This window comes from Kiloniella antarctica (genome assembly GCF_042682825.1).
GTDB classification, from domain to species: Bacteria; Pseudomonadota; Alphaproteobacteria; order Kiloniellales; family Kiloniellaceae; genus Kiloniella; species Kiloniella antarctica.
The window spans coordinates 25,434-45,755 of sequence record NZ_JBHUII010000011.1 but is presented as its reverse complement, the minus strand read 5'-3'; the positions used below and the strand labels follow the sequence as shown (position 1 = coordinate 45,755).

Genomic DNA, 20,322 nt, shown 5'->3' with positions numbered 1-20,322 from the left:
GTATATACAAGTTAATTTGTCTATACATATTGTGGAGTTGAGAACATGAAAAAGAACATTCGTACCATCCGTGCCCCTCATGGCACCGAGCTGTCATGTCAGAGTTGGCTAACCGAAGCCCCTCTTCGCATGTTAATGAACAACCTTGATCCCGATGTTGCAGAACATCCCGAAGATCTTGTTGTATACGGTGGTATTGGCCGCGCAGCACGTAATTGGGAATGTTACGATAAAATTGTCGAAAGTCTTCAAAAGCTGAAAGATAATGAGACTCTTCTCGTACAGTCTGGCAAACCAGTTGGCATTTTCCCAACACACCCTGATGCACCACGTGTTCTTATTGCAAACTCCAACCTTGTACCGAACTGGGCGAATTGGGAGCATTTCAACAAGCTGGATAAAGCTGGCTTGATGATGTACGGCCAAATGACCGCTGGATCATGGATCTACATTGGCAGTCAGGGGATTGTTCAAGGCACCTACGAGACTTTCGTCGAAGCTGGTCGCCAACACTATAATGGCGACCTTTCTGGCCGTTGGGTTCTCACTGGCGGCCTTGGTGGCATGGGCGGCGCACAGCCTCTTTCTGCGACGATGGCTGGAGCATCTATGCTGGCCGTAGAGTGTCAGGAAGATCGCATCGATATGCGGATCAGAACGGGCTATCTCGACAAAAAATGTACCAACATTGATGAAGCCCTCGCCGTCATTAATGACGCTGTAGAAAACAAAAAAGCAATCTCCGTTGGCCTGCTCGGCAATGCTGCAGATATCTTCCCTGAGTTGGTAAAACGCGGCGTACGCCCGGATATCGTAACCGACCAAACATCAGCGCATGACCCTCTCAATGGCTACCTGCCACAAGGTTGGACTTGGGCTGAATACGTGGACCGTGCGCAAAAAGATCCCAAGGGCACAACCACTGCCGCCAAAAAATCTATGGCTGTTCAAGTTCAGGCAATGCTTGATTTCCATGCTCAGGGTATCCCGACAGTTGATTATGGTAACAACATCCGTCAAATGGCACTGGAAGAAGGCGTCGAGAACGCTTTCGATTTTCCTGGGTTTGTTCCTGCGTACATACGGCCGCTCTTCTGCCGTGGTATCGGTCCCTTCCGTTGGGCAGCACTTTCTGGTGACCCAGAAGATATCTACAAGACAGACCAAAAGGTTAAAGAGCTGATTCCAGACGATCCTCACTTACATAACTGGCTGGACATGGCCCGTGAACGCATTCACTTCCAGGGTCTGCCAGCCCGAATTTGCTGGGTTGGCCTCGGTCAGCGGCATAAACTTGGCCTTGCTTTCAACGAAATGGTTCGCAACGGCGAACTGAAAGCTCCCGTTGTTATCGGACGAGACCATCTTGATTCTGGCTCTGTCGCAAGCCCAAACCGTGAAACAGAAAGTATGATGGATGGCTCTGATGCCGTCTCGGACTGGCCACTGCTTAACGCTCTTCTGAACACGGCAGGCGGCGCGACATGGGTTTCTCTCCACCACGGTGGCGGTGTCGGCATGGGCTTCTCTCAGCACTCAGGTGTTGTTATCTGTGCCGATGGGACCGAAGCTGCGGATAAACGCTTGGCCCGCGTTCTCTGGAACGATCCGGCAACAGGTGTGATGCGTCATGCCGATGCTGGTTATGAAATTGCGAAACAATGTGCTCGAGATAACAATCTCGACCTCCCTATGGAGTCAGAAAAATGAAAAACCCAGAAACAAAACATTTGGTACTGACACCACGTCAACTTACACTACCACTATTACGTTCTATTACTTTCGATGATGTTACAATCAGTCTTGATCCAGCATGCCGGGAGCAGATTGAAGCCTCCACAGAAACTGTCCGCGACGTCCTTCGAGATGGCAGAACGGTATATGGCATCAACACCGGGTTTGGTCGACTGGCTTCAACACGTATTGATGATGAGCAACTTGAGCAGCTGCAAAGCAACCTCGTACTTTCACATTGTACCGGAATGGGTCCTCTGCTTGATGATGAGGTTGTTCGCCTTATCCTCGCGCTCAAGATTACATCTCTTGCACAGGGTTTCTCTGGCATTCGCCATGAAGTCCTCGATTATCTCACCAAGTTCTTCAACGAAGGCCTTTACCCTTGCATCCCGTCCAAAGGCTCTGTCGGTGCTTCCGGTGATCTGGCACCGCTTGCACACATGTCGGCCCTGATTATCGGTTCAGGTAATGCACGCTACAAAGGTGAGATCCTTCCTGCAAAAGAAGGCTTAGCACGGATTGGCCTCGCCCCAATGGTTCTCGGCCCAAAAGAAGGCCTCGCCCTTTTAAATGGTACTCAGGTCTCTACAGCACTCGCGCTTCTTGGATTGTTCAGAGCAGAAAACCTTCTGAATGCTAGCACTCTCGTTGGCTCCATGAGTGTTGAAGCCGCTAAAGGATCACACGTTCCTTTTGATCCCCGCATTCAGGCCGCACGCGGTCAGGTGGGGCAGACAGATATTGCTGCTGTATTCAGAAAAGTTCTTGATGGAAGTCCAATTAACGAAAGCCACGCTGATTGTTCAAAAGTACAAGATCCTTACTCTTTGCGTTGCCAACCCCAAGTACTAGGTGCTTGTCTCGACCATTTACGTTTTGCTGCGACTATCTTTGAGCGCGAAGCCAATGCCGTTTCTGACAACCCAGTCGTCTTCATCAAAGAAGGTGACATTCTATCGGGTGGTAACTTCCACGCGGAACCAATAGCAATGGCATCTGATGTTCTCGCGCTGGTTATTGCAGAAATTGGTGCCCTTTCTGAACGTCGTATTGCCCTATTGATGGACAGCTCGATGTCAGGGCTTCCACCATTCCTCGTCGCAGGAAGCGGTTTGAATTCTGGCTTTATGATTGCACAAGTTACAGCAGCCGCACTCGCATCTGAAAACAAGTCCATGGCACACCCCGCTTGTGTCGATAGTCTTCCTACGTCTGCCAACCAAGAAGACCATGTATCTATGGCAACCTTTGCAGCACGTCGACTTTCTGACATGGCAAAAAATACTTCTGGCGTATTGGCTGTTGAATTCCTGTCAGCAGCTCAGGGGATTGACTTCCTTAAACCTTTAAAGACTTCGCCTGTGCTGGACAAAGTAATGACCCGATTGCGTCAGGATGTGTCATTCTTTGAACAGGATCGTTATTTCTCCGATGATTTGGAACTCACCAGTGATCTGGTTTGGACAGGCGAATTCAACAAGTTTTCAAACGCGGATTTTTTACCAAGCTTCTCTGAATAACACTCAGATAAATTGGTAATACAAGGAAAAGCTTTATCCGGTAAAGTTTAAAATAATACAGCGTATTTTCAGTAACACATTTTCAGTAACACGGTGACTTTTTACTGGAAATACGCTGTAGAAAAATGCATCAATGACAAGGCGAGTGTAAAAAACAATAAAACAAAATAGAAAACGCAACCCAGCGTGTAGGAATTTCAAGATGTTCAGCCAGGGCAGTGACACGATTGTGAACCAGGATAAAAAAGTCCCCCTTTATCAAAAGGTAAAGGACTATATTATCGAACACATTCGTTCTGGAGAATGGGAAACCGGATATCAAATCCCATCAGAAAATGAACTAACCCTAAGTCTTGAAATGTCTCGCATGACCATACACCGCGCTCTTCGTGAACTAACCTCTGATGGTTGGCTGATGAGAGTACAGGGTGCTGGAACTTTTGTCGCAGAACCAAGACCACAATCAGCTGTTCTTTCCCTACGCAGCATCGCCGATGAAGTTCAATCCAGAGGCAGTATATACACCAACCAGTTGATCAGTCTGGAAGAAGAAAAAGCAACTCCTTATATAGCTGGTGTTCTCGAGCTAGAATTAAACGCTCCTGTTTTTCATTCCGTTATCGTTCACAAGGAAAACGGCATTCCAATCCAATTAGAAGAGCGTTATGTCAATCCACAAACAGTTCCGGATTACCTTTCCCAAAGCTTTCAGGATGTGACACCCTACGATTATCTTATCAACGTCGCCCCCTTGAGTAACGCTGAACACACTATTTTAGCAATTGCTCCGGATGCACAGCAATCAGAGTTGTTAGAAATTAAGCCGCAAACACCTTGCCTTCTTCTGAGACGACGTACCTGGTCAGAAGGTAGAACGGTTACCTATGCCAAACTCCTTCATCCTGGGGACAGGTATAGTCTCGGCGGCTCATTCCAAGGTTAATTGCAATATTACTCTGAACTCATGGATCAACCGAGATTGTCTCGATACCCCTTTTCAGATCTCTGATAACAAAGCGCGCTGGGTGAACAGCTTGCACAACGGCATCAGAGATAGGCAAAGTTTCGCCAAGCATTAAAGAACTCAAATAGTGAGCCATCAAGGGAGCGGTAACAAATCCTCTCGATCCCAACCCTGCGAGAATATAGAGACCAGAGTGATAACTAGGCTCATTCCATTCTCTGTGTTTTGCACCATTTTTTAACAAAGCATAATCTTGAACATAGTTGTCGTGATTATGTAGCGGTCCAACCAGCGGTAATCGATCCACGGTTGTTCCTCGAACAGATGTTCTTCCCCCAAGATTTTCTAAAGAAAACGCCTTCCCAAATTCAGGCAAAAATTCTTCAATAAACTCTAAATTATGTTTATGGCGATCATCCGTAAGGGAAAGATCTTCCGCTTCGCCAAATGAGTGTAATCGCTCAAATGTTGCGCCAAAAACATGGTTATTTTCAATGAGTGGCGTCAGATACCCAGCACCACTAACAACGCATTTGAGTTGATTACTTATTCTTACACCAGCGTGTGTACTCACCTGTCCACGGTTCATCACCACAGGAAGACAATATGATTGCTCAAACTTGCGAACATCGAATGCATTCGCCATGACAACAGCATCAAAGTCTAAAGAAGTAATTTCATCAGAGAAATGTAACCGCCAGCAGGGTAATTCTCTTTCACTTCGGTTTTCAATTTTTAAAACATCATAATCAAGCTTTATATGGAGATCGCTTGTTAAAGATCTCGCCAATGCAGAGGTGTTAATACATCCCCCCTTGGGATACCAAATTGCGGATTGAGAAATTGCAATACCCGCTCTCTCTGAAGCTTGTTCCGGGCTGGCTATCCTATAATGATCAGTCGTCAGTTCTGCATTATCTTGAAAAGATTGATGCCTTTTAAGGTCCTTGTCGTCAACAATAAGATTTAACGTACCACCTCGGTGATGCCAGATGTTTTCGCCAGTTTCCTTTTCAAGATTTTCATAAAATTTCAACGCATAAAAATAACTGGAGGTCAGATACTGACCAAGCGGGGTGCCGCCTCGCATGAGTTTAGGCTCAAAAATTGCTGACGGATTACCTGACGCTCCTTGGGCCAAAGTGTCTTTTTTCTCAAACAACGTCACCTCAACACCTGCGCAGTTGAGGTGATAGGCAAGAGAGTTACCAGCGATTCCTCCCCCGATTACGGCAACTTGTCGAGGCCTTTTCGTAACGCATTCAGGAAGCTTGAACCAAGGAGAAGTTTCCATTTATACTTTTAATTCTCTCAATAAATAAAATTCACTTCCAAGACGTTCTTTTTATACCTAAACCTCTTCTGTTTTTCCATAATAAATCCTTTTTAAAAAAGCTCTCTACTCTCATGCTTTACGAAAATGAAGGTCATTAATTCCTAATCCCCCCTGAAGGCTTGATAAAATACTGGATACAAAAAAACCGACTGTAAATTATACAGCCGGTTTTTCATGGAGTAAGGAAAAACTAGTTTCCAAACAATTTCTTCAAAGCCTCTTGAGGCTTTTCGATTACCTCATCAACACCACTTCCACCGCTGCTTTCGCCACCAAGAGGAAGTTTAGGAATTTCTATTCCACCTTCTCCACTTTTGATACCTTCGATCAAGGCAGAAGGATCTTTGAGTTGATCTGTGAGGGCTCCAGCAAGATCAGGGGTAATTTTTGGATCACTCCAAGAGCCTGTAATCAAAAGAGGAACAGCGAGGCCAGTTGCACCAGAATTACCGCCCTGTCCTTCAAGATCACCAACCAACTTTGGTTCTACCCGATAATCAAGGGTTTTAGGTGGCATTGGAACAGTGCCCTTACCGGACAGACGGAACAAGGGTGCAATCATGCTCAAATCCTGATTATCAACAACGCCCTTGGTAATTTTGTAGGTACCGGACAATTCCGCAAAATCTGTAGATTGCGCATCATCAAAAGATTTTTGCAGTGCTTCTAATGACACGTTCCGGATTAAACCTGGAATATTAATCCCTTTTACCGCACCATCTTTAAAAATAAAATCGCCTGTGCCATTTAGGTTCAAGACCATCGCTTTTTGGCTGTTTCCTGATGTTGTCAAATTCGCAGAGGAATTCAAAGATCCCAACAGTTTCTCAAAATCAGCACTATCGGACAACAATGGCTCAGCTTGAACACCAGCTACCTCAAACTGAATGGCCGTCGTTGGCATTGATGTAGAACTATCTAGTACAACTTTACCTTTTGCCTGACCATCATACATGGCCAACTGTTTGAGATCAGCAGTAAGCTTCCCGCCTTTAAGAAGAACACCAAGTTCGCTGATCCCAATCGTGATCTTACGAATTTGGATACCTTCTGTTTTTAAGGCAAGGTCTGCATTAACTGCTTTTAAACCTGAAAAATCGATTGGGTCTTCACTCCAACCTTCATCTCCCGATGTCTGTGCAGTTGTATCAGTTGCCGTCGTGCTGGCACCTTCACTCGCGTCACTTTCAGAAGATGCTTCAGGAGGAAGGTACGGTGTTAGATCCAGTACGCCAGTCGAAAGAGCAGCCCGAATATCTGGCACAGCACCGGTACTGTCAATTTTCAAAGCACCTTGAGCTGTCAAAGCATCAAAAGCCAAGGCAACATCATCAAAAGCGACTACTGCCCCTTTGAGATCAAGTTTCCCGTTAACAGTCAGCTTTTCAAAGGTGTTTTCGTTGTTACGTTCGATTGGTACGCCAACCCAGTCTGTTAATCCCTTTACAGATGGAACCACAAGATCAAGTGCACCTGCTAGGGCAAAATCTTTTCCTTGCTGAGCAGTACCTTCAAAGCCAAAATTCACTGGATTTGATTGTACAGATGTCGCCAACTGACTGCTCGCGCCATTCATCAAGTCTTGAAGATTCGCAACATCGGCAGAAATCTCGATCGTTTCGCCTTTCCAAGCCAGACTACCTTTTAGCGTCAAAGGTTGATTTAGAGCCTTGAGTGCGATTTCAAGGTTAAGAGCCTCGATATCTTCCTTCGCCCCAGAGACGAGATCAACGTAGTGCAACTCGCCACCTTGAATACGAACATCACCAAGTGAGAGCCCACTTAAAGATGAGCCACCTGATGTTTCTGATGAGGCGCTATCACTACTGGAACCGTTTGCATCAGAAGAAGCTGCCTGTCCTTCAAGTTCCCAGTTTGGCTTGCCATTCTTATCAACTTCCAAATTAATAATAGGATTAACCAAAACAAACCGGTCGATAACAACTTCGCTTGAAAGCAAAGGCATAACTTGTAACTCAAGAGCCATTTGATCAAGCGTTACCATGCTGGTTGCTTGTCCTTGATCGAAATTAGCTAATGATACACCGTTTACTTCAACAGCAACCGTAGGGAAAAGACTAAGAGAAATATCTCCATCAATCTTTAAATCGCGCCCTGTCGCCTCTTTCGCTTTAGCAGCGATTTCAGGCTTATAATCTTCTAAGGAAATAAATAACGGGGCAATTAGTAGTACTGCGATAATCAGTACAATCAAACCACCAATTGAGATGAGAATTTTTTTCATTTTAGTCTCCATTACACGGGACGATTTTGGAAGCCGTGCAAATGACACGATTGGTTAAAAATCTAGGATACAATAACATCAAGGCGGTATCAGCTAAAGCCAATACCGCCTCGTATTTACGATGAGCTACGAAAGCCCATCATAACCTATCACTTTACAAGTGTAACAACAACGCGACGGTTTCTGAACTCAGAGATACCATCACCTGTGTTAACAGCAGGAGCATTTTCACCAAGGTCTTGACTGCTGACGTTACTGGCAGCAATACCATGGCTTTCGAGTGCAGCTACAACTGCCGCTGCACGAAGGCCCGCAAGATTTTGGTTATAATCGGAAGCGCCTGCAGTATCTGTGTGACCAGCAACAATTACCTTAGATGGTGAATGCTTTTTAATTGCTGCAACAATAACAGAAATTTCTGCTTTAGCATCAACAGTCAACACATCAGAATCAAAATCGAAATAAATCGCGTAAGGATCAGGCAGAGCCATTGGCGCAGGAGCTGGTGCTGGCGTTGCTTTAGGTGCAAGAGCAGCATCTACTTTTGCCATCGCTGCCAAGAAACCATCACGACAGGCGTTAATATGATCTGGTTGGATATTTTCTTCCTGCTCTTGAATCCAGCAATCAAACATAACCTGAGCTTGAGCAGCAGATGTCGGAGCTTTATCCGCAGCACCATTTGCAAGTGCTCCAGCTAGACGATCGTGAGCAGTCGTTAGACCATCAACAAATTCTGCACCCAGATCCCAATTTGCCACTTCTTCAGGCGCAACTGCATTACCATCCGCTGCAGCAATAGCCTTATCAGCAAACAGGTCTGAATCGCCCCAGTCTTTTTCTGAACGTTCGTCGCCGGATAAACCGACATATCCTTTATAAAGCTCTCTCGTAAAAGATGAACCACTTGGCTCAGCATTTGTAGCGGCCTGATAACGATCAGTACAAGCTGATAGAGTAACGGCTGCAACACCTGCAACTAGTATAAATTTTAAACCCCGCATGATATTCTCCCTCGTAGGTTTTCATATGCATAGAACACGAAATAAATAAAAACTGACCCGATATTACACTAACATTGTCCCATCCACGCTAAGTTGTAAAAACATACCACAACATAAGGTGAATAAGTTATCATTTTCTCACATAATTTGTAATGACCAGATTCCCATTACAATAGTAGTATATCAAAAAATGACTATTTTTCAATTAGATATATAAAGGAATCAATGCTTGTTTTTCTTTCGTTTCTTCTAAAGTCAGGTCGAGAATAAATTACACCGAATACTGTATCAACCCAGAGTAATCTAACAACTCACTTCCTTAACGTCTTCATAACAATCATACAAAATTTTGAATTCAAATCATCTTGGTATAAATACTTACCCGTAACTAATTGTTTTATATATGATAATTTTATTTTTAATGATTTTTTATAAATTTATTAGGTAGAGACTCCTAGATTTATCTATAATTCCTTTAAAATGATACTATTAACTCACCACAAACAACGATACATACGTCATACGCGTTTAAGTTATAACACTTACTACCTATAAGTGATAATGTAAAAAAGCAAAGAAATCGAATAATTCAGGAGATTTTCTATGGAAACACCTGTTATCGCTCACGCTGGTCCGTCTAAGGTCGAACTTGAAGAGGGGAAAACTTATTTCTGGTGTGCATGTGGGAGATCAGAAAAACAACCATTTTGTGATGGTCGGCATAAAGGAACAGAATTCAAGCCTCTTTCCTTTACTGCAGAAACCTCAAAACAACATTACCTCTGTCAATGTAAACACAGCAGCAAGAAACCATTTTGCGACGGTAGCCACAAGCATCTGTTATAAGCCTGATTATCCACCCTATAACAGATAGTATCTAGGGTGTGGACTCAATTGATCCAACATTTTATGGAGAACAGGAATAGCATGTTTAGAAAGTTTACTCCTTTTTTCTCAAATCTTGTTGCTAGCCGCCTCATATCCTTCATTTTACAAAAGAACCGCTCGACAATATTTCTCATTGCATAAAGGTTTTTATCGTGAGAGATCGGCTTTTTTGCGTTACTTTTTGTGGGAATGACAGCTAATGCGCCTTCATCAGCGATGGCTTTTCTGATTTTCTGACTGCTATAGGCCTTATCAGCAACAATGGCCAGAGGTGGTACTTCCCAATCAAGGAAATCAGGCATCAGTTTGCTGTCGTGAACCTGGCCACCACTAATAGCAAGACGGATCGGGCGGCCTTTCTGGTCTACGGCCACGTGAACCTTACTTGTGCGACCTCCGCGTGAGCGGCCAATACTTTCCGCCAGTTCCCCTTTTTTGACCCAGCCGCTGCGCGGTGAGCCTTTACAATAGAACCATCAATAAAAATCAGGGCGTCTTCGCATTCTTCAGCCAAAGCATCAAATATGCCCTTCCAAACACCACGCTCTCCCCAGCGAACATAACGGTTATAGACTGTTGTGTGAGGGCCGTAACGCTCAGGAAGATCGCGCCATGGCGCGCCTGTGCGCAATATATAAAAAATCCCGTTCAGAATAACCCGGTCGTCCCGACGGGCTGGACCACGGCCTTTTTTCGGTAGTAAAGGCTCAATAACCAACCATTCTGCATCGCTTAAATCAAATCGTGCCATGATAAAACTCCTTAATTCGGAGTTATGAATCATAAAAAGTCATATACAGCAAGAGATTGAATTGGGTTCACACCCTAGTAGAATATTGTGATTTATTCTGTCAACGAATAGGTTTTGAACTTACGCCAGTCAGCCTTTTCTATCCCCGCTGCTAATTGCTCATGAGTTAACAATCCGGATTGAGTATCCATAACAGACACGACAGAGGCCGAGTTAACAGAAGCCGCTTTGAGGGCCTCTTCCTCATTCTTACCAAGCCCAATAAACGTTGCGAAGGTAGAAGCAAAGGCATCACCTGCTCCAGCAGTGCCCATTACCTTTGCTTTTTGTGCCGGGCAAAAATGTATTTCATCCACAGTTCCAAGGTAAGCGCCTTCTTTGCCATTTGTAACCAACAAACGTTGAGGCCCAAGCTTACCAAGGGTGATAACAAACTCTTTTAAAGCCATCATGGTTCCTGAAACTCCAACGCCTTTTTTGAGGAGTTCAGGCAACGATAGATCACTGGAATACTTGCAAGATCGAGTGGCATCCACTTCACGCTTGGCCGCTATAAAAGGAACCAATTGCCCAGCTTCAACTTCATTTACAACAAGAACGTCAATATATTGTAATGATTCCCAAAACGATTGAGCTCGCGATGACAGCTGACGAATACCAGGATTCGCAACAACAAGACTGCCCGCTTCCTTGGCCAGCTTTACGATTTTTGGAAAACAATCCGCGGATGCACCACTGAGCCCTGTAACATAGGTAAGCCCTACTCCCGCAAACATCTCAGGCTTTATTTCTTCGAGCTTCAAAAGTGTATTGGCTCCACGGGCAACGAATATTGTCGGGTTTCGAACATGTGATGAAACCATAACCGCGCAACCTGTTGCCAGTTCAGCTCCAGTGAGAACCCATTGACTTCCGATGCCTCTTTCTTCGAGGCGTTTCAAGACCATTTGGCCTTCGATATCATCAGCAATTTTTACTGCACAGGAAATATCCAACCCAAGAAGAGCCATAGAAACAGAAGCGTTAATGGCACCGCCACCAGTATGAGTTTCAACGGCCTCAGCATCGACCTTTTTTCCCTCTTCAAGCAAAAGGAAATTTGTCGTCGCATTGTGCATTGTCATCCGTTCGACTTCATCATCCAAAACAGATGCAATGATATCAACCGTTGCGCCACCCAGTGCCAGTGCCTTCATTTTAACGTCCTACCTTAGATCAACCCTCAGCGAGTGTCTTACCCACAGAACCAAGCACAGCGAAAATACCATCAAGCTTCGTACCCACACCCTTCTCTGCTTCACGCACCCACTTACGTGGATCGTATTTACTTTTGAGAGGTTTTCCTGTTTCAGGATCTATCTGAGCGATAAAAGCATTTTGGTTCGCATTTACGTATGCACCAACAGGCTCCGAATAGGCATACTGCAAGTCGGTATCGACGTTCATTTTAAAGACGCCGTAGGAAACAGCTTCTTTAATGTCCGTATCAGACGAGCCTGATCCCCCGTGGAAGACAAGATCAAGAGACTTCTCTTCCAATCCATAACGCTCCGACATCAAGGCTTGAGAATCTTTCAGGATAACTGGGCGTAACTTAACATTCCCTGGTTTATAAACGCCATGAACATTGCCAAAGGATGCAGCCACGGAAAAATCACCTAAGGGGTTTAATTGCTCATAGGCGTAAGCAACATCTTCTGGCTGAGTATAGAGTTTAGGGTTATCTGCGCCTGTATGCTCAGAGCCGACACCATCTTCTTCACCACCAGTAACACCCAACTCAATCTCAAGGCTCATGTCGAGAGGAGACATTTTCTTAAGATAGTCAGCACAAGTACCAACGTTATCTTCCAGCGTCTCTTCGGAAAGATCGATCATATGAGACGTATAAAGCGGCTTGCCGTTCTTTTCTCTAAATTTTGCGCCTTCAGCCAATAAACCATCAATCCAGGGTAATAATCCCCGGTTAGCATGATCGGTGTGAAGTACGACACAAACACCATAACCTTCAGCGAGCAAATGGACATGCTGGGCGAGAGAAACCGCTCCCAATATTTTTCCTTGCAGGGAATTGGGGTAAGCTGCACCAGCATAAAACGCGGCACCGCCATTGGATACCTGAATAATGACATCTGATTTATTGCGAGCAGCTGCTTCCAGTACTGCATTAACAGTACTGCTGCTCGTTACATTCACAGCCGGAAGCGCATAGTTCCCTGCCTTACATGCCTTAACAAGTTTCTCATAATCCTTACCGGTTACTACACCCGGGCGAAGTTTCACAGACATCGCCGACCCTCCCTGTTTTACTTTACTTTCACTAGACGCTAAACGTCACAAATACACGATTTTGCCGCTCCGAATTGATTCATCAGCAGCCAGCACAATTTTCATACTGTTCACAGCATCTTGCATGTGAGAAGTCAAATCTAAATTTTCGGTTATAGCCTTTAACAGAAATTCCTGCTCCCTTAAACAAAGAGCATCATGATTAGGTTCATCATCCATACGAATGATATTATCTTTATTTAAAAAATTTGATTTTTGATCAAAGTCTGCTGAATGACAAAGGATGGCAGAGGTCTTTGTATGGGCGTCGATATCATCTGACTCCATAGAATTATTCTCCTCAGCTGCCACGATTGATACACTTCCATTTGGGCCGATAACGTCTTTAACAAAAAAAGCTGTCTCACTCATCATTGGGCCCCATCCTGCCTCGTACCAACCGACTGATCCATCGTCGTACGTTACTTGTAGCTGACCATAGTTATACATATCCTCATCAATTTCTTCACTCAACCTCACTCCAATGGCATGCACTTTGGTTGGCTGCGCTTCGGTCATAAGACACATCATATCCACGTAATGGACGCCGCAATCAACAATCGGCGAAACCGACTTCATCAACTGTTTATGCACCTGCCAGGTTGCACCACTACTTTGTTGATTAAGGTTCATCCTCATAACCAGAGGCTTACCCAGTTGCTTGGCCTGAGATACAAACTCCTGCCAAGAGGGATGGTGCCGCAAAATGTAACCAACAACCAGCTTTAGACCTTTTTTCTCAGCCTCGGCAATGACCCTTTGCGCGCCAACAACCGTATCTGAAATAGGCTTTTCCAAAAACACATGTGCGCCTGCGCTAAATGCCTTAAGAGCATAGGATTCATGTGTATCGGGCCAGGTATTTATGGAGACAACATCCGGTTTTAACTCTTTAAGGGCCAGATCATAATCACAAAACTTGGGATAGCTTGAAATTTCATGCGGAAGCGGTGTCTTTTCATCGAGGCTTCGGCTGCACAATCCAACGATCTCAAAACCCGAGAGGTGATGATATGCCTTTGCATGAGACTTACCCATGTTACCAAGTCCAACGACCAATACTCTTTGTTTTGCGATCATTTCCGCCTCTACGTAAATCTCAATTTAAGAAAATTGTTACTCAGAAAACCCATCCGCAGCCATATCACGACCCTCAACCCAGCTATCGAGAACCGAACCTCCCGCGTCCAATAAAACCATCGAGGCTTTGTACCCTTGCTTAATCATACCGTACTCATTTCCAAGCCCCAGAAACTGTGCGGGATAGAGCGATGCCATTCTAAGTGCCTCATCATGAGACAAGCCAAGCATCTCAACTGTGTTTTTAACAGCGGTTGCCATATCCAGATGGGCACCAGCAAGCACACCATCATCGGTAATACAGCGCCCCTCGCGACTATAAATTTTCTGCCCATATAATTCAAAAAAGTCGTGTACGCTTCCAACCGTTGGCATCGCGTCTGTAACCAGCATCATTTTACCACGTTGCTTGGCTTTTATTGCGACTTTCAAAGTTGCAGGGTGGACATGAAAACCATCGACAATCAAACCACACCAGCTGTCATCATGATCCAAGGCAGCACCAATAGTTCCGGGTTCCCGACTGTTCATCGGGGTCATGGCATTGAACAGGTGAGTGAAGCCAGACAAACCCTCAGTAAAAGCCCGTTGGTAGTCATCATATTCTCCCGCGGTATGCCCAGCAGAGACAATCACACCGGCTTGAACCAATTGCTTGATTGTCCCCGGTGCATTTTTTTCAGGCGCCAGAGTTACAAGGGTGACCCCCTTCTTCAAGCTTGAGAGAAGAGACAACGCGCCCTCTTCCATTGCTCGGATCTTATCTTCTTGATGAACACCTTTACGCTTTTGGTTAAGGTAAGGCCCCTCGAAGTGTATCCCAAAAATACCTGGCTCTTTAAGAGAAACGGCTTCTTCAACAGCTTTTACTGCCTTCTCCATCACCCCAAGATCGTCAGTAATCAGGGTCGGAAGCATCCCCGTTGTACCGTATTTCCTATGGGCACGAGCAATCGTCCTTACACCTTCGAGGTTAGTTTCTTTGTTGAGTAAAGCGCCTCCGCCCCCATTGACCTGCACATCAATAAATCCAGGTACTAAATTACCATTTTCCAAATCACGAACTTGATCAACATCGATTAAAATTTCAGTATCTTTACCCACATACTGAATACGATCGCCATCAATTAAAACAGTCGCTCCTTCGAGCCATTCCTCACCGGTAAAGACACGCGCATTGATCAAGGCAGATCTCATTAAACTGTCTCCGTGACTTTTTTCAAATGACGGGGATTGTCTGGGTCTAGCCCACGTAGCTGTGTAATTTTCTCAGCCATAACATAAAAACTCTGCACCATTACAGGAAGTTGACAGAAAGGATGGATATTTGCTTCTACAGGCAAGACACCTTTTCCTGCGGCGCCTTCTTGAGCCGTAAAAACTGCCCCGCCTTTTTCTTTAAAATTGGACGCCAGCTCACCAACGGAATCCCAAGATTGATCCCGTTGCCTAAACACAAGAACCGGGTAACCATCAGAAACAAGAGACATCGGGCCGTGCTTGACTTCGGCAGCACTAAATGCCTCAGCATGAATGTAGGAAGTCTCCTTGAATTTTAGGGCAGCTTCCAATGCGATTCCAAATCCCGGCCCCCGACCAACTGTAAAGAGGTTTGAAGAGGTTGCGAATATTTCTGTAGGTTCGGACCAATCAGCTCTTAAACCCCGCTCTAACTGATCAGGTAAGCGATCAAGGGCAGGTAAAAGGCCGCTATCTAAATTCCAAATGGCCGCCAACTGTAAGAGAACAGTTAAAGAGGCGATATAGCTCTTGGTTGCAGCAACTGAATTCTCAGGCCCGGCATGAAGAGGTAAGAAACAATCAGCCAAATCAACCAACGGGGCTGAGGAGTCATTACATATGCAAACAATAAAAGCCCCTTGTTCTTTCGCCGCTTGTGTTGCTTGGATCAGATCAGGACTACGACCAGATTGAGACACGGCAATAAAAAGACAATCTTGTAAGTTAACCGTTCCGCCATAGAGTGTCGAAACTGACGGCGCAAAGGAAACGACAGGTAATCCAACACCAATTTCTAAAATATATTTGGCAAAAGCGCAGGCATGATCCGAACTGCCTCTCGCACACGTTGCTATAAATCGAAATCGACGACCTCTGATTTTTTGAGACAAATCTTCAAGTACTTCTCGATTTGCTCTTAATTGCCGGGATACAACAGCAGGCGTTTGCGCTGTTTCTTTTGCCATAAGGCTTATTTTATTAATCATTCAATTCTTCAATCTTATTTGATTTCAATTATCTAAATAGAGCTCCGCTATGAAATCATAGCTGTCTCCGCGATAATGAGATCGAGTAAATTCTACTGGGCGCATGTCGGGAAGAAATGAACGCCTTTCGATATAAAGGGTAGGACCTCCAGCAGCCACGCCGAGTAACTCTGCCTGAGGAGCTTTCAATAATTCAGCACGTAGCCTTTGAAGCGCACGTAAGGGACGATGGCCTGATTTATCCAGAATTTTATATAATGAATCTTCGACGATAAGAGGATCTGGTAAAAATTCCTGAGGTACAGTTGCCAGCTCAATTGCCAGTGCTTTGCCATCCGCACATCGGATACGGTGTAATCGCGAAACACCAATTCCAGGAGATAAATTAAGCGCCATAGCTTCTTCAGGCGTTGCTAAACCCGTTGCACGCTCAACCCAAACAACGGAAGGTTCCATACCCCTTGCTGTGATATCCTCGGTAAAACTGGTAAGCTTTGATAACGGTTGTTCCATGCGAGAAGCTACAAATGTTCCGGCTCCCTGTTTTTGAACGAGAAGACCATCTCTAACCAACCCCTGAACCGCTTTGCGTACTGTTACGCGAGAGACTTCCAGTTCTGCCGCGATATCTCTTTCACTGGGAAGAGCATCTTCAACTTTAAAAGCTCCGGTTTCAATCGCCTGCCTGATAATAGTTTGCAGCTGTTTGTAGAGCGGTGTTGGATTAGAACCATCGAGACGGTTTTTAACCTTTAAAGCCCTAAAGGTGCTTACCTTCATGCTTTGTCTCCTCCTTTACCAAGCACATCGTGGTCTTTTAAATTGGGAACCGACACATCTTTGCGCACCATCCGTATGGCGCCGTCCATCGCATCACCAAGAGGGTCACAAAGAAAGACATTAAACTCCGTGGGTAAAAGCGGCTTGATACGTTTGGAGATCCCCCCCATGAGACAAATACTTTCCACACCTCGCGCACGTAGCGCTTTAATCATGCTTGATGCCTCATATACAGACTTAGCAACCAACCTTTCCGCCAGAGGATCTTTTTTCTCAGCGAATTCAAAAACTGTTGGCGCGAAGGACCCATAGTTATGCGGCTCTGCATTTTCAGCCCATTTCACCATAGATTGAGGGTCATCTTTAAAGTGTCCCATTATCGCCTTGGTCAGAGCCGTTTCAGGCCGACACCCCTCTGCGGCAAATAACGAACTTCTAATCGCGCTTAATCCAAGCAGCGCACCGCCGGCATGATCAGATATTTCAAACCCCCACCCCCCAATGTTGATGACCTCCTTTTCCACAATGCCCAAACCACAAGACCCGGTGCCCAGGATAAGAATACCACCATTCTTCCCCGCATGTGCACCAAGACACGCTGTATAAGCATCCGTTGCCGCAGATACAGAAGCAAAAGAATGTGGAAAGGAAAGCATGGCTTGCACTTCCCTTTGAAGTCCAAGCCCAGCAAGTCCTAATCCGACATGTATACGAGAAAAATCTTCTCGACCTCGACCAGACTGATGCAAAGCTTCAACACAAGCTTTTTCAATTTCAAAATAAACCCTCGCAGCACCCAACCGTGAGTTAGATGGCCCGGCATACCCCTCACCCAGAGTTTGACCAGCCGCAGTTTCAATTCGGACACGACAGCTTGTTCCGCCGCCATCCACCCCTGCAAAGAGCATATCGTTAGTCAATTGAAACTCCGTACCAAAACAAGACCAATACACCAAACCAATTAAATACCAATTTAATATATTTTTTTCCAAAGGTAAATTCAAAAGATTAAAATTTATTTTTACAATTAAATTATATTACATATTATTATTTTAATTCAAATGCTTAGTGTAAAATATTTTTTCATACATTACTAACAACATGTAATTTTTTTGCAAAAATTTGAAAAAATTGATTTCAAATTGGTTTCTTTTTGGTATTATAAAATTAAATATCAATAAATTCATTTGGATTCAAAACCTTGGCAAAAAATCTACAGCAGACTGAAAGACATAGTCCTCGGTATCGAGGTCTAGAAACATGGCCAGATGAAGATATTCTCGAATCTCTATGGGCCTCACAATTAAAAGCTGTCTCATGCGTTCAATTGGCAATCCCCTCCATAGAGAAGGGCGCAAATGAGGTTGCTGAAAGATTAAGTAACGGAGGGCGTCTTTTTTATATTGGCGCAGGATCTTCTGGGCACCTTGCTATTCAAGATGGCTTAGAACTCAACCCAACTTACGGCTGGCCCCTTGATAGGTTGATTCCCCTCATTGCAGGCGGAGAAAAAGCACTCCTATCTCCTATGGGTGGAGCTGAAGATGATACCCATTCATCGGTTGAAACCCTGAAATATTATGACATCTCTGATCAAGACGTACTTATCGCCGTCGCAGCAAGTGGATCAACACCATACACTCTCGCAGCCGTAAAGCATGCCAACAAGATCGGCGCTCTGGTCGTAACGATAGCAAACAATGAAAAAGCTTCTATGTTTGAGTATTCTAATCACAGGATACTTTTAAACAGCGGCAGTGAAGTTATCGCAGGATCAACTCGAATGGCCGCAGGGACCGCGCAAAAAACAGCCCTAAACATGCTTTCTACTTTGGTGATGACAAAATTGGGTCATGTTCATGATGGCCTGATGGTTTCCATGATTATAAACAATGAAAAACTAGCCAACCGTGGTGTCGAAATTGTTCAAGAAATCACCGGTGACGATTGGGAAACTTCAAAAAAAGCATTAGAAGATGCACAAAACGATATCAAACTTGCCGTACTATTAGCAATGCAACACCCAATACCTGACGCTACAAACGCCCTGAAAAAGTCCAACGGCCATCTGGGCCAAGCCATCCAACTACTCAACTTATAACAATTATAACAATTATAACCGGGACAACCCGGACTCATATAAACTCGGAGGACACGATGACTAAAATGAAAAGAACCTTAAGCACAGGTGCAGCTGCTGTTGCTCTTACTGTTGCAGCACTTACACCAATAGTATCTGCCCACGCAGACGAACTCATTATCGAAAGCTGGCGTACAGACGATTTGGATATATGGGAAAGCCAAATTATTCCTGCGTTCAACAAATCACACCCGGACATTCAAGTACGTTTTTCGCCATCACCACCAACAGAATATAACGCTAACATGAATGCCAAGCTAACCGCAGGCACGGCTGGTGACCTTATTACCTGTAAGCCATTTGATGCTTCGTTAGACCTGTACAACAATGGCCACTTAACAAAAGTTGATGGCATTGACGGCATGGAAAATTTCTCAAACGTTGCCAAATCAGCTTGGCAAACAGATGATGGCTCAACAACTTTCTGCCTGCCAATGGCATCAGTAATTCACGGCTTCATTTACAATAAAGAAGCCTTTAAAGAGCTTGGCATTGAAATCCCTAAAACTATTCCTGAATTCATGGCCGTTCTTGAAAAAATTAAGGACGATGGAACCTACGTCCCAATGTCAATGGGGACCGCTGATCAGTGGGAAGCAGCAACTATGGGATTCCAGAATGTTGGACCTAATTTCTGGAAAGGTGAAGAAGGCCGTAAAGGTTTGATTGATGGGTCTCAGAAACTTACAGACCCTCAATATGTCAAAGTTTACGAACATCTCGCAGATTGGGGCCCATACCTTGGCAAAGGCTACAAAGGCCAATCATATCCTGATAGTCAAAATCTATTCAGCCTAGGTCGCGCGGCAATTTATCCAGCTGGTTCATGGGACATTTCGACCTTTAACGGCCAAGCAGACTTTGAATTCGGTGCGTTCCCACCACCCGTACCTGAAGGTCAGGACACTTGTTATATCTCAGATCACACAGATATTGGACTTGGCATCAATGCCGCATCTAAGAATGTTAAAGCTGCCGAGACTTTCCTTAGCTGGATGGCCTCTGCAGAAGCGGGATCAATTTTCTCAAATGCTTTGCCTGGCTTCTACGCACTTTCCAAACATGAATTGACAATCAAAGATCCTGTAGCCCAGGAATTTGTGAGCTGGCGTGGAAAATGTGAATCTTCAATTCGGAATTCATATCAGATCCTTTCGCGCGGCACGCCAAACCTTGAAAATGATCTTTGGAATACATCAGTTGGTGTAATTAACGGTAGTATGACAGCCGCAGAAGCTGCAAAGAAAGCGCAAGACGGTCTAGCAAGCTGGTATAAACCCCAACAATAATAGCTTGATATTATAAAACGCCGATACCGTTT

16 protein-coding genes and 1 pseudogene are annotated in these 20,322 nt (G+C 44.8%); 6 read left to right on the top strand and 11 right to left on the bottom strand.

Going from position 1 to position 20,322, the window contains the following annotated elements; genetic code table 11:
• Window positions 1–45: 45 nt before the first annotated feature.
• The 3 genes from hutU to hutC all read left to right on the top strand — a co-directional run bounded on the left by hutU (window position 46) and on the right by hutC (window position 4,200).
• A complete protein-coding gene (gene hutU / locus ACFSKO_RS16125; RefSeq protein ID WP_380253509.1) occupies window positions 46–1,710 on the top strand; it encodes a urocanate hydratase in 1,665 nt (554 codons plus the stop codon).
• Window positions 1,707–3,257, top strand: a complete 1,551-nt coding sequence (gene hutH, locus ACFSKO_RS16120) for a histidine ammonia-lyase (protein ID WP_380253507.1) — start codon at window positions 1,707–1,709, stop codon at window positions 3,255–3,257. Before hutU ends, hutH begins: the two co-directional genes overlap by 4 nt.
• Before the next feature lie 202 nt (window positions 3,258–3,459).
• Complete coding sequence (gene hutC / locus ACFSKO_RS16115; protein WP_380253505.1) at window positions 3,460–4,200, top strand: histidine utilization repressor; 741 nt, start codon at window positions 3,460–3,462, stop codon at window positions 4,198–4,200.
• Between the two features lie 19 nt (window positions 4,201–4,219).
• On the opposite strand, the gene mnmC1 is transcribed toward hutC, so the two are convergent.
• The 3 genes from mnmC1 to ACFSKO_RS16100 form a co-directional block, all read right to left on the bottom strand.
• Window positions 4,220–5,515, bottom strand: coding sequence for an FAD-dependent 5-carboxymethylaminomethyl-2-thiouridine(34) oxidoreductase MnmC1 (mnmC1, locus tag ACFSKO_RS16110; RefSeq protein WP_380253503.1), 1,296 nt, complete (start codon window positions 5,513–5,515; stop codon window positions 4,220–4,222).
• Between the two features lie 232 nt (window positions 5,516–5,747).
• Entirely contained in the window at window positions 5,748–7,802 is a 2,055-nt protein-coding gene (locus ACFSKO_RS16105) for an AsmA family protein (protein WP_380253501.1), read from the bottom strand.
• A 149-nt stretch (window positions 7,803–7,951) separates the two neighbouring features.
• Window positions 7,952–8,806: an OmpA family protein gene (locus ACFSKO_RS16100; RefSeq protein ID WP_380253499.1), complete on the bottom strand. Its 855-nt coding sequence runs from the start codon at window positions 8,804–8,806 to the stop codon at window positions 7,952–7,954.
• Between the two features lie 603 nt (window positions 8,807–9,409).
• Between ACFSKO_RS16100 and ACFSKO_RS16095 the strand changes: the two genes are divergently transcribed.
• Complete coding sequence (locus tag ACFSKO_RS16095) at window positions 9,410–9,652, top strand: CDGSH iron-sulfur domain-containing protein (protein WP_380253497.1); 243 nt, start codon at window positions 9,410–9,412, stop codon at window positions 9,650–9,652.
• A 110-nt stretch (window positions 9,653–9,762) separates the two neighbouring features.
• On the opposite strand, the pseudogene ACFSKO_RS16090 reads toward ACFSKO_RS16095, so the two are convergent.
• From ACFSKO_RS16090 to ACFSKO_RS16055, 8 genes and pseudogenes are all read right to left on the bottom strand, one after another.
• Window positions 9,763–10,445 (bottom strand): annotated as a pseudogene (locus tag ACFSKO_RS16090) (IS5 family transposase); the annotation flags it as partial.
• 92 nt (window positions 10,446–10,537) lie between these two features.
• Window positions 10,538–11,641 carry a carbohydrate kinase family protein gene (locus ACFSKO_RS16085; protein ID WP_380253495.1) on the bottom strand — a complete coding sequence of 368 codons (1,104 nt, stop codon included), beginning with the start codon at window positions 11,639–11,641 and terminating at the stop codon, window positions 10,538–10,540.
• A gap of 19 nt (window positions 11,642–11,660) precedes the next feature.
• Window positions 11,661–12,734 (bottom strand): class II fructose-bisphosphate aldolase, encoded by a 1,074-nt coding sequence (fbaA, locus tag ACFSKO_RS16080; RefSeq protein ID WP_380253493.1) that lies wholly within the window; start codon window positions 12,732–12,734, stop codon window positions 11,661–11,663.
• A 45-nt stretch (window positions 12,735–12,779) separates the two neighbouring features.
• Window positions 12,780–13,853 carry a Gfo/Idh/MocA family protein gene (locus ACFSKO_RS16075; protein ID WP_380253491.1) on the bottom strand — a complete coding sequence of 358 codons (1,074 nt, stop codon included), beginning with the start codon at window positions 13,851–13,853 and terminating at the stop codon, window positions 12,780–12,782.
• Between the two features lie 36 nt (window positions 13,854–13,889).
• The gene (nagA, locus tag ACFSKO_RS16070) at window positions 13,890–15,050 is read right to left on the bottom strand and encodes an N-acetylglucosamine-6-phosphate deacetylase (protein ID WP_380253489.1); all 1,161 of its coding nucleotides are present in this window, start codon (window positions 15,048–15,050) and stop codon (window positions 13,890–13,892) included.
• Window positions 15,050–16,081 (bottom strand): SIS domain-containing protein, encoded by a 1,032-nt coding sequence (locus ACFSKO_RS16065; RefSeq protein WP_380253487.1) that lies wholly within the window; start codon window positions 16,079–16,081, stop codon window positions 15,050–15,052. The genes nagA and ACFSKO_RS16065 overlap by 1 nt, the downstream gene beginning before the upstream one ends.
• 24 nt (window positions 16,082–16,105) lie before the next feature.
• Window positions 16,106–16,861 carry a GntR family transcriptional regulator gene (locus ACFSKO_RS16060; RefSeq protein WP_380253485.1) on the bottom strand — a complete coding sequence of 252 codons (756 nt, stop codon included), beginning with the start codon at window positions 16,859–16,861 and terminating at the stop codon, window positions 16,106–16,108.
• Window positions 16,858–17,781, bottom strand: coding sequence for a glucosamine kinase nucleotide-binding domain-containing protein (locus ACFSKO_RS16055; RefSeq protein ID WP_380253483.1), 924 nt, complete (start codon window positions 17,779–17,781; stop codon window positions 16,858–16,860). The genes ACFSKO_RS16060 and ACFSKO_RS16055 overlap by 4 nt, the downstream gene beginning before the upstream one ends.
• 281 nt (window positions 17,782–18,062) lie before the next feature.
• Here ACFSKO_RS16055 and ACFSKO_RS16050 point away from each other — a divergent pair, with 281 nt between their 5' ends.
• Both ACFSKO_RS16050 and ACFSKO_RS16045 read left to right on the top strand, forming a co-directional pair.
• Complete coding sequence (locus tag ACFSKO_RS16050) at window positions 18,063–18,962, top strand: N-acetylmuramic acid 6-phosphate etherase (protein ID WP_380253481.1); 900 nt, start codon at window positions 18,063–18,065, stop codon at window positions 18,960–18,962.
• Window positions 18,963–19,018: 56 nt separating this feature from the next.
• Complete coding sequence (locus ACFSKO_RS16045) at window positions 19,019–20,290, top strand: ABC transporter substrate-binding protein (protein ID WP_380253479.1); 1,272 nt, start codon at window positions 19,019–19,021, stop codon at window positions 20,288–20,290.
• The last annotated feature ends 32 nt before the right edge of the window (window positions 20,291–20,322 follow it).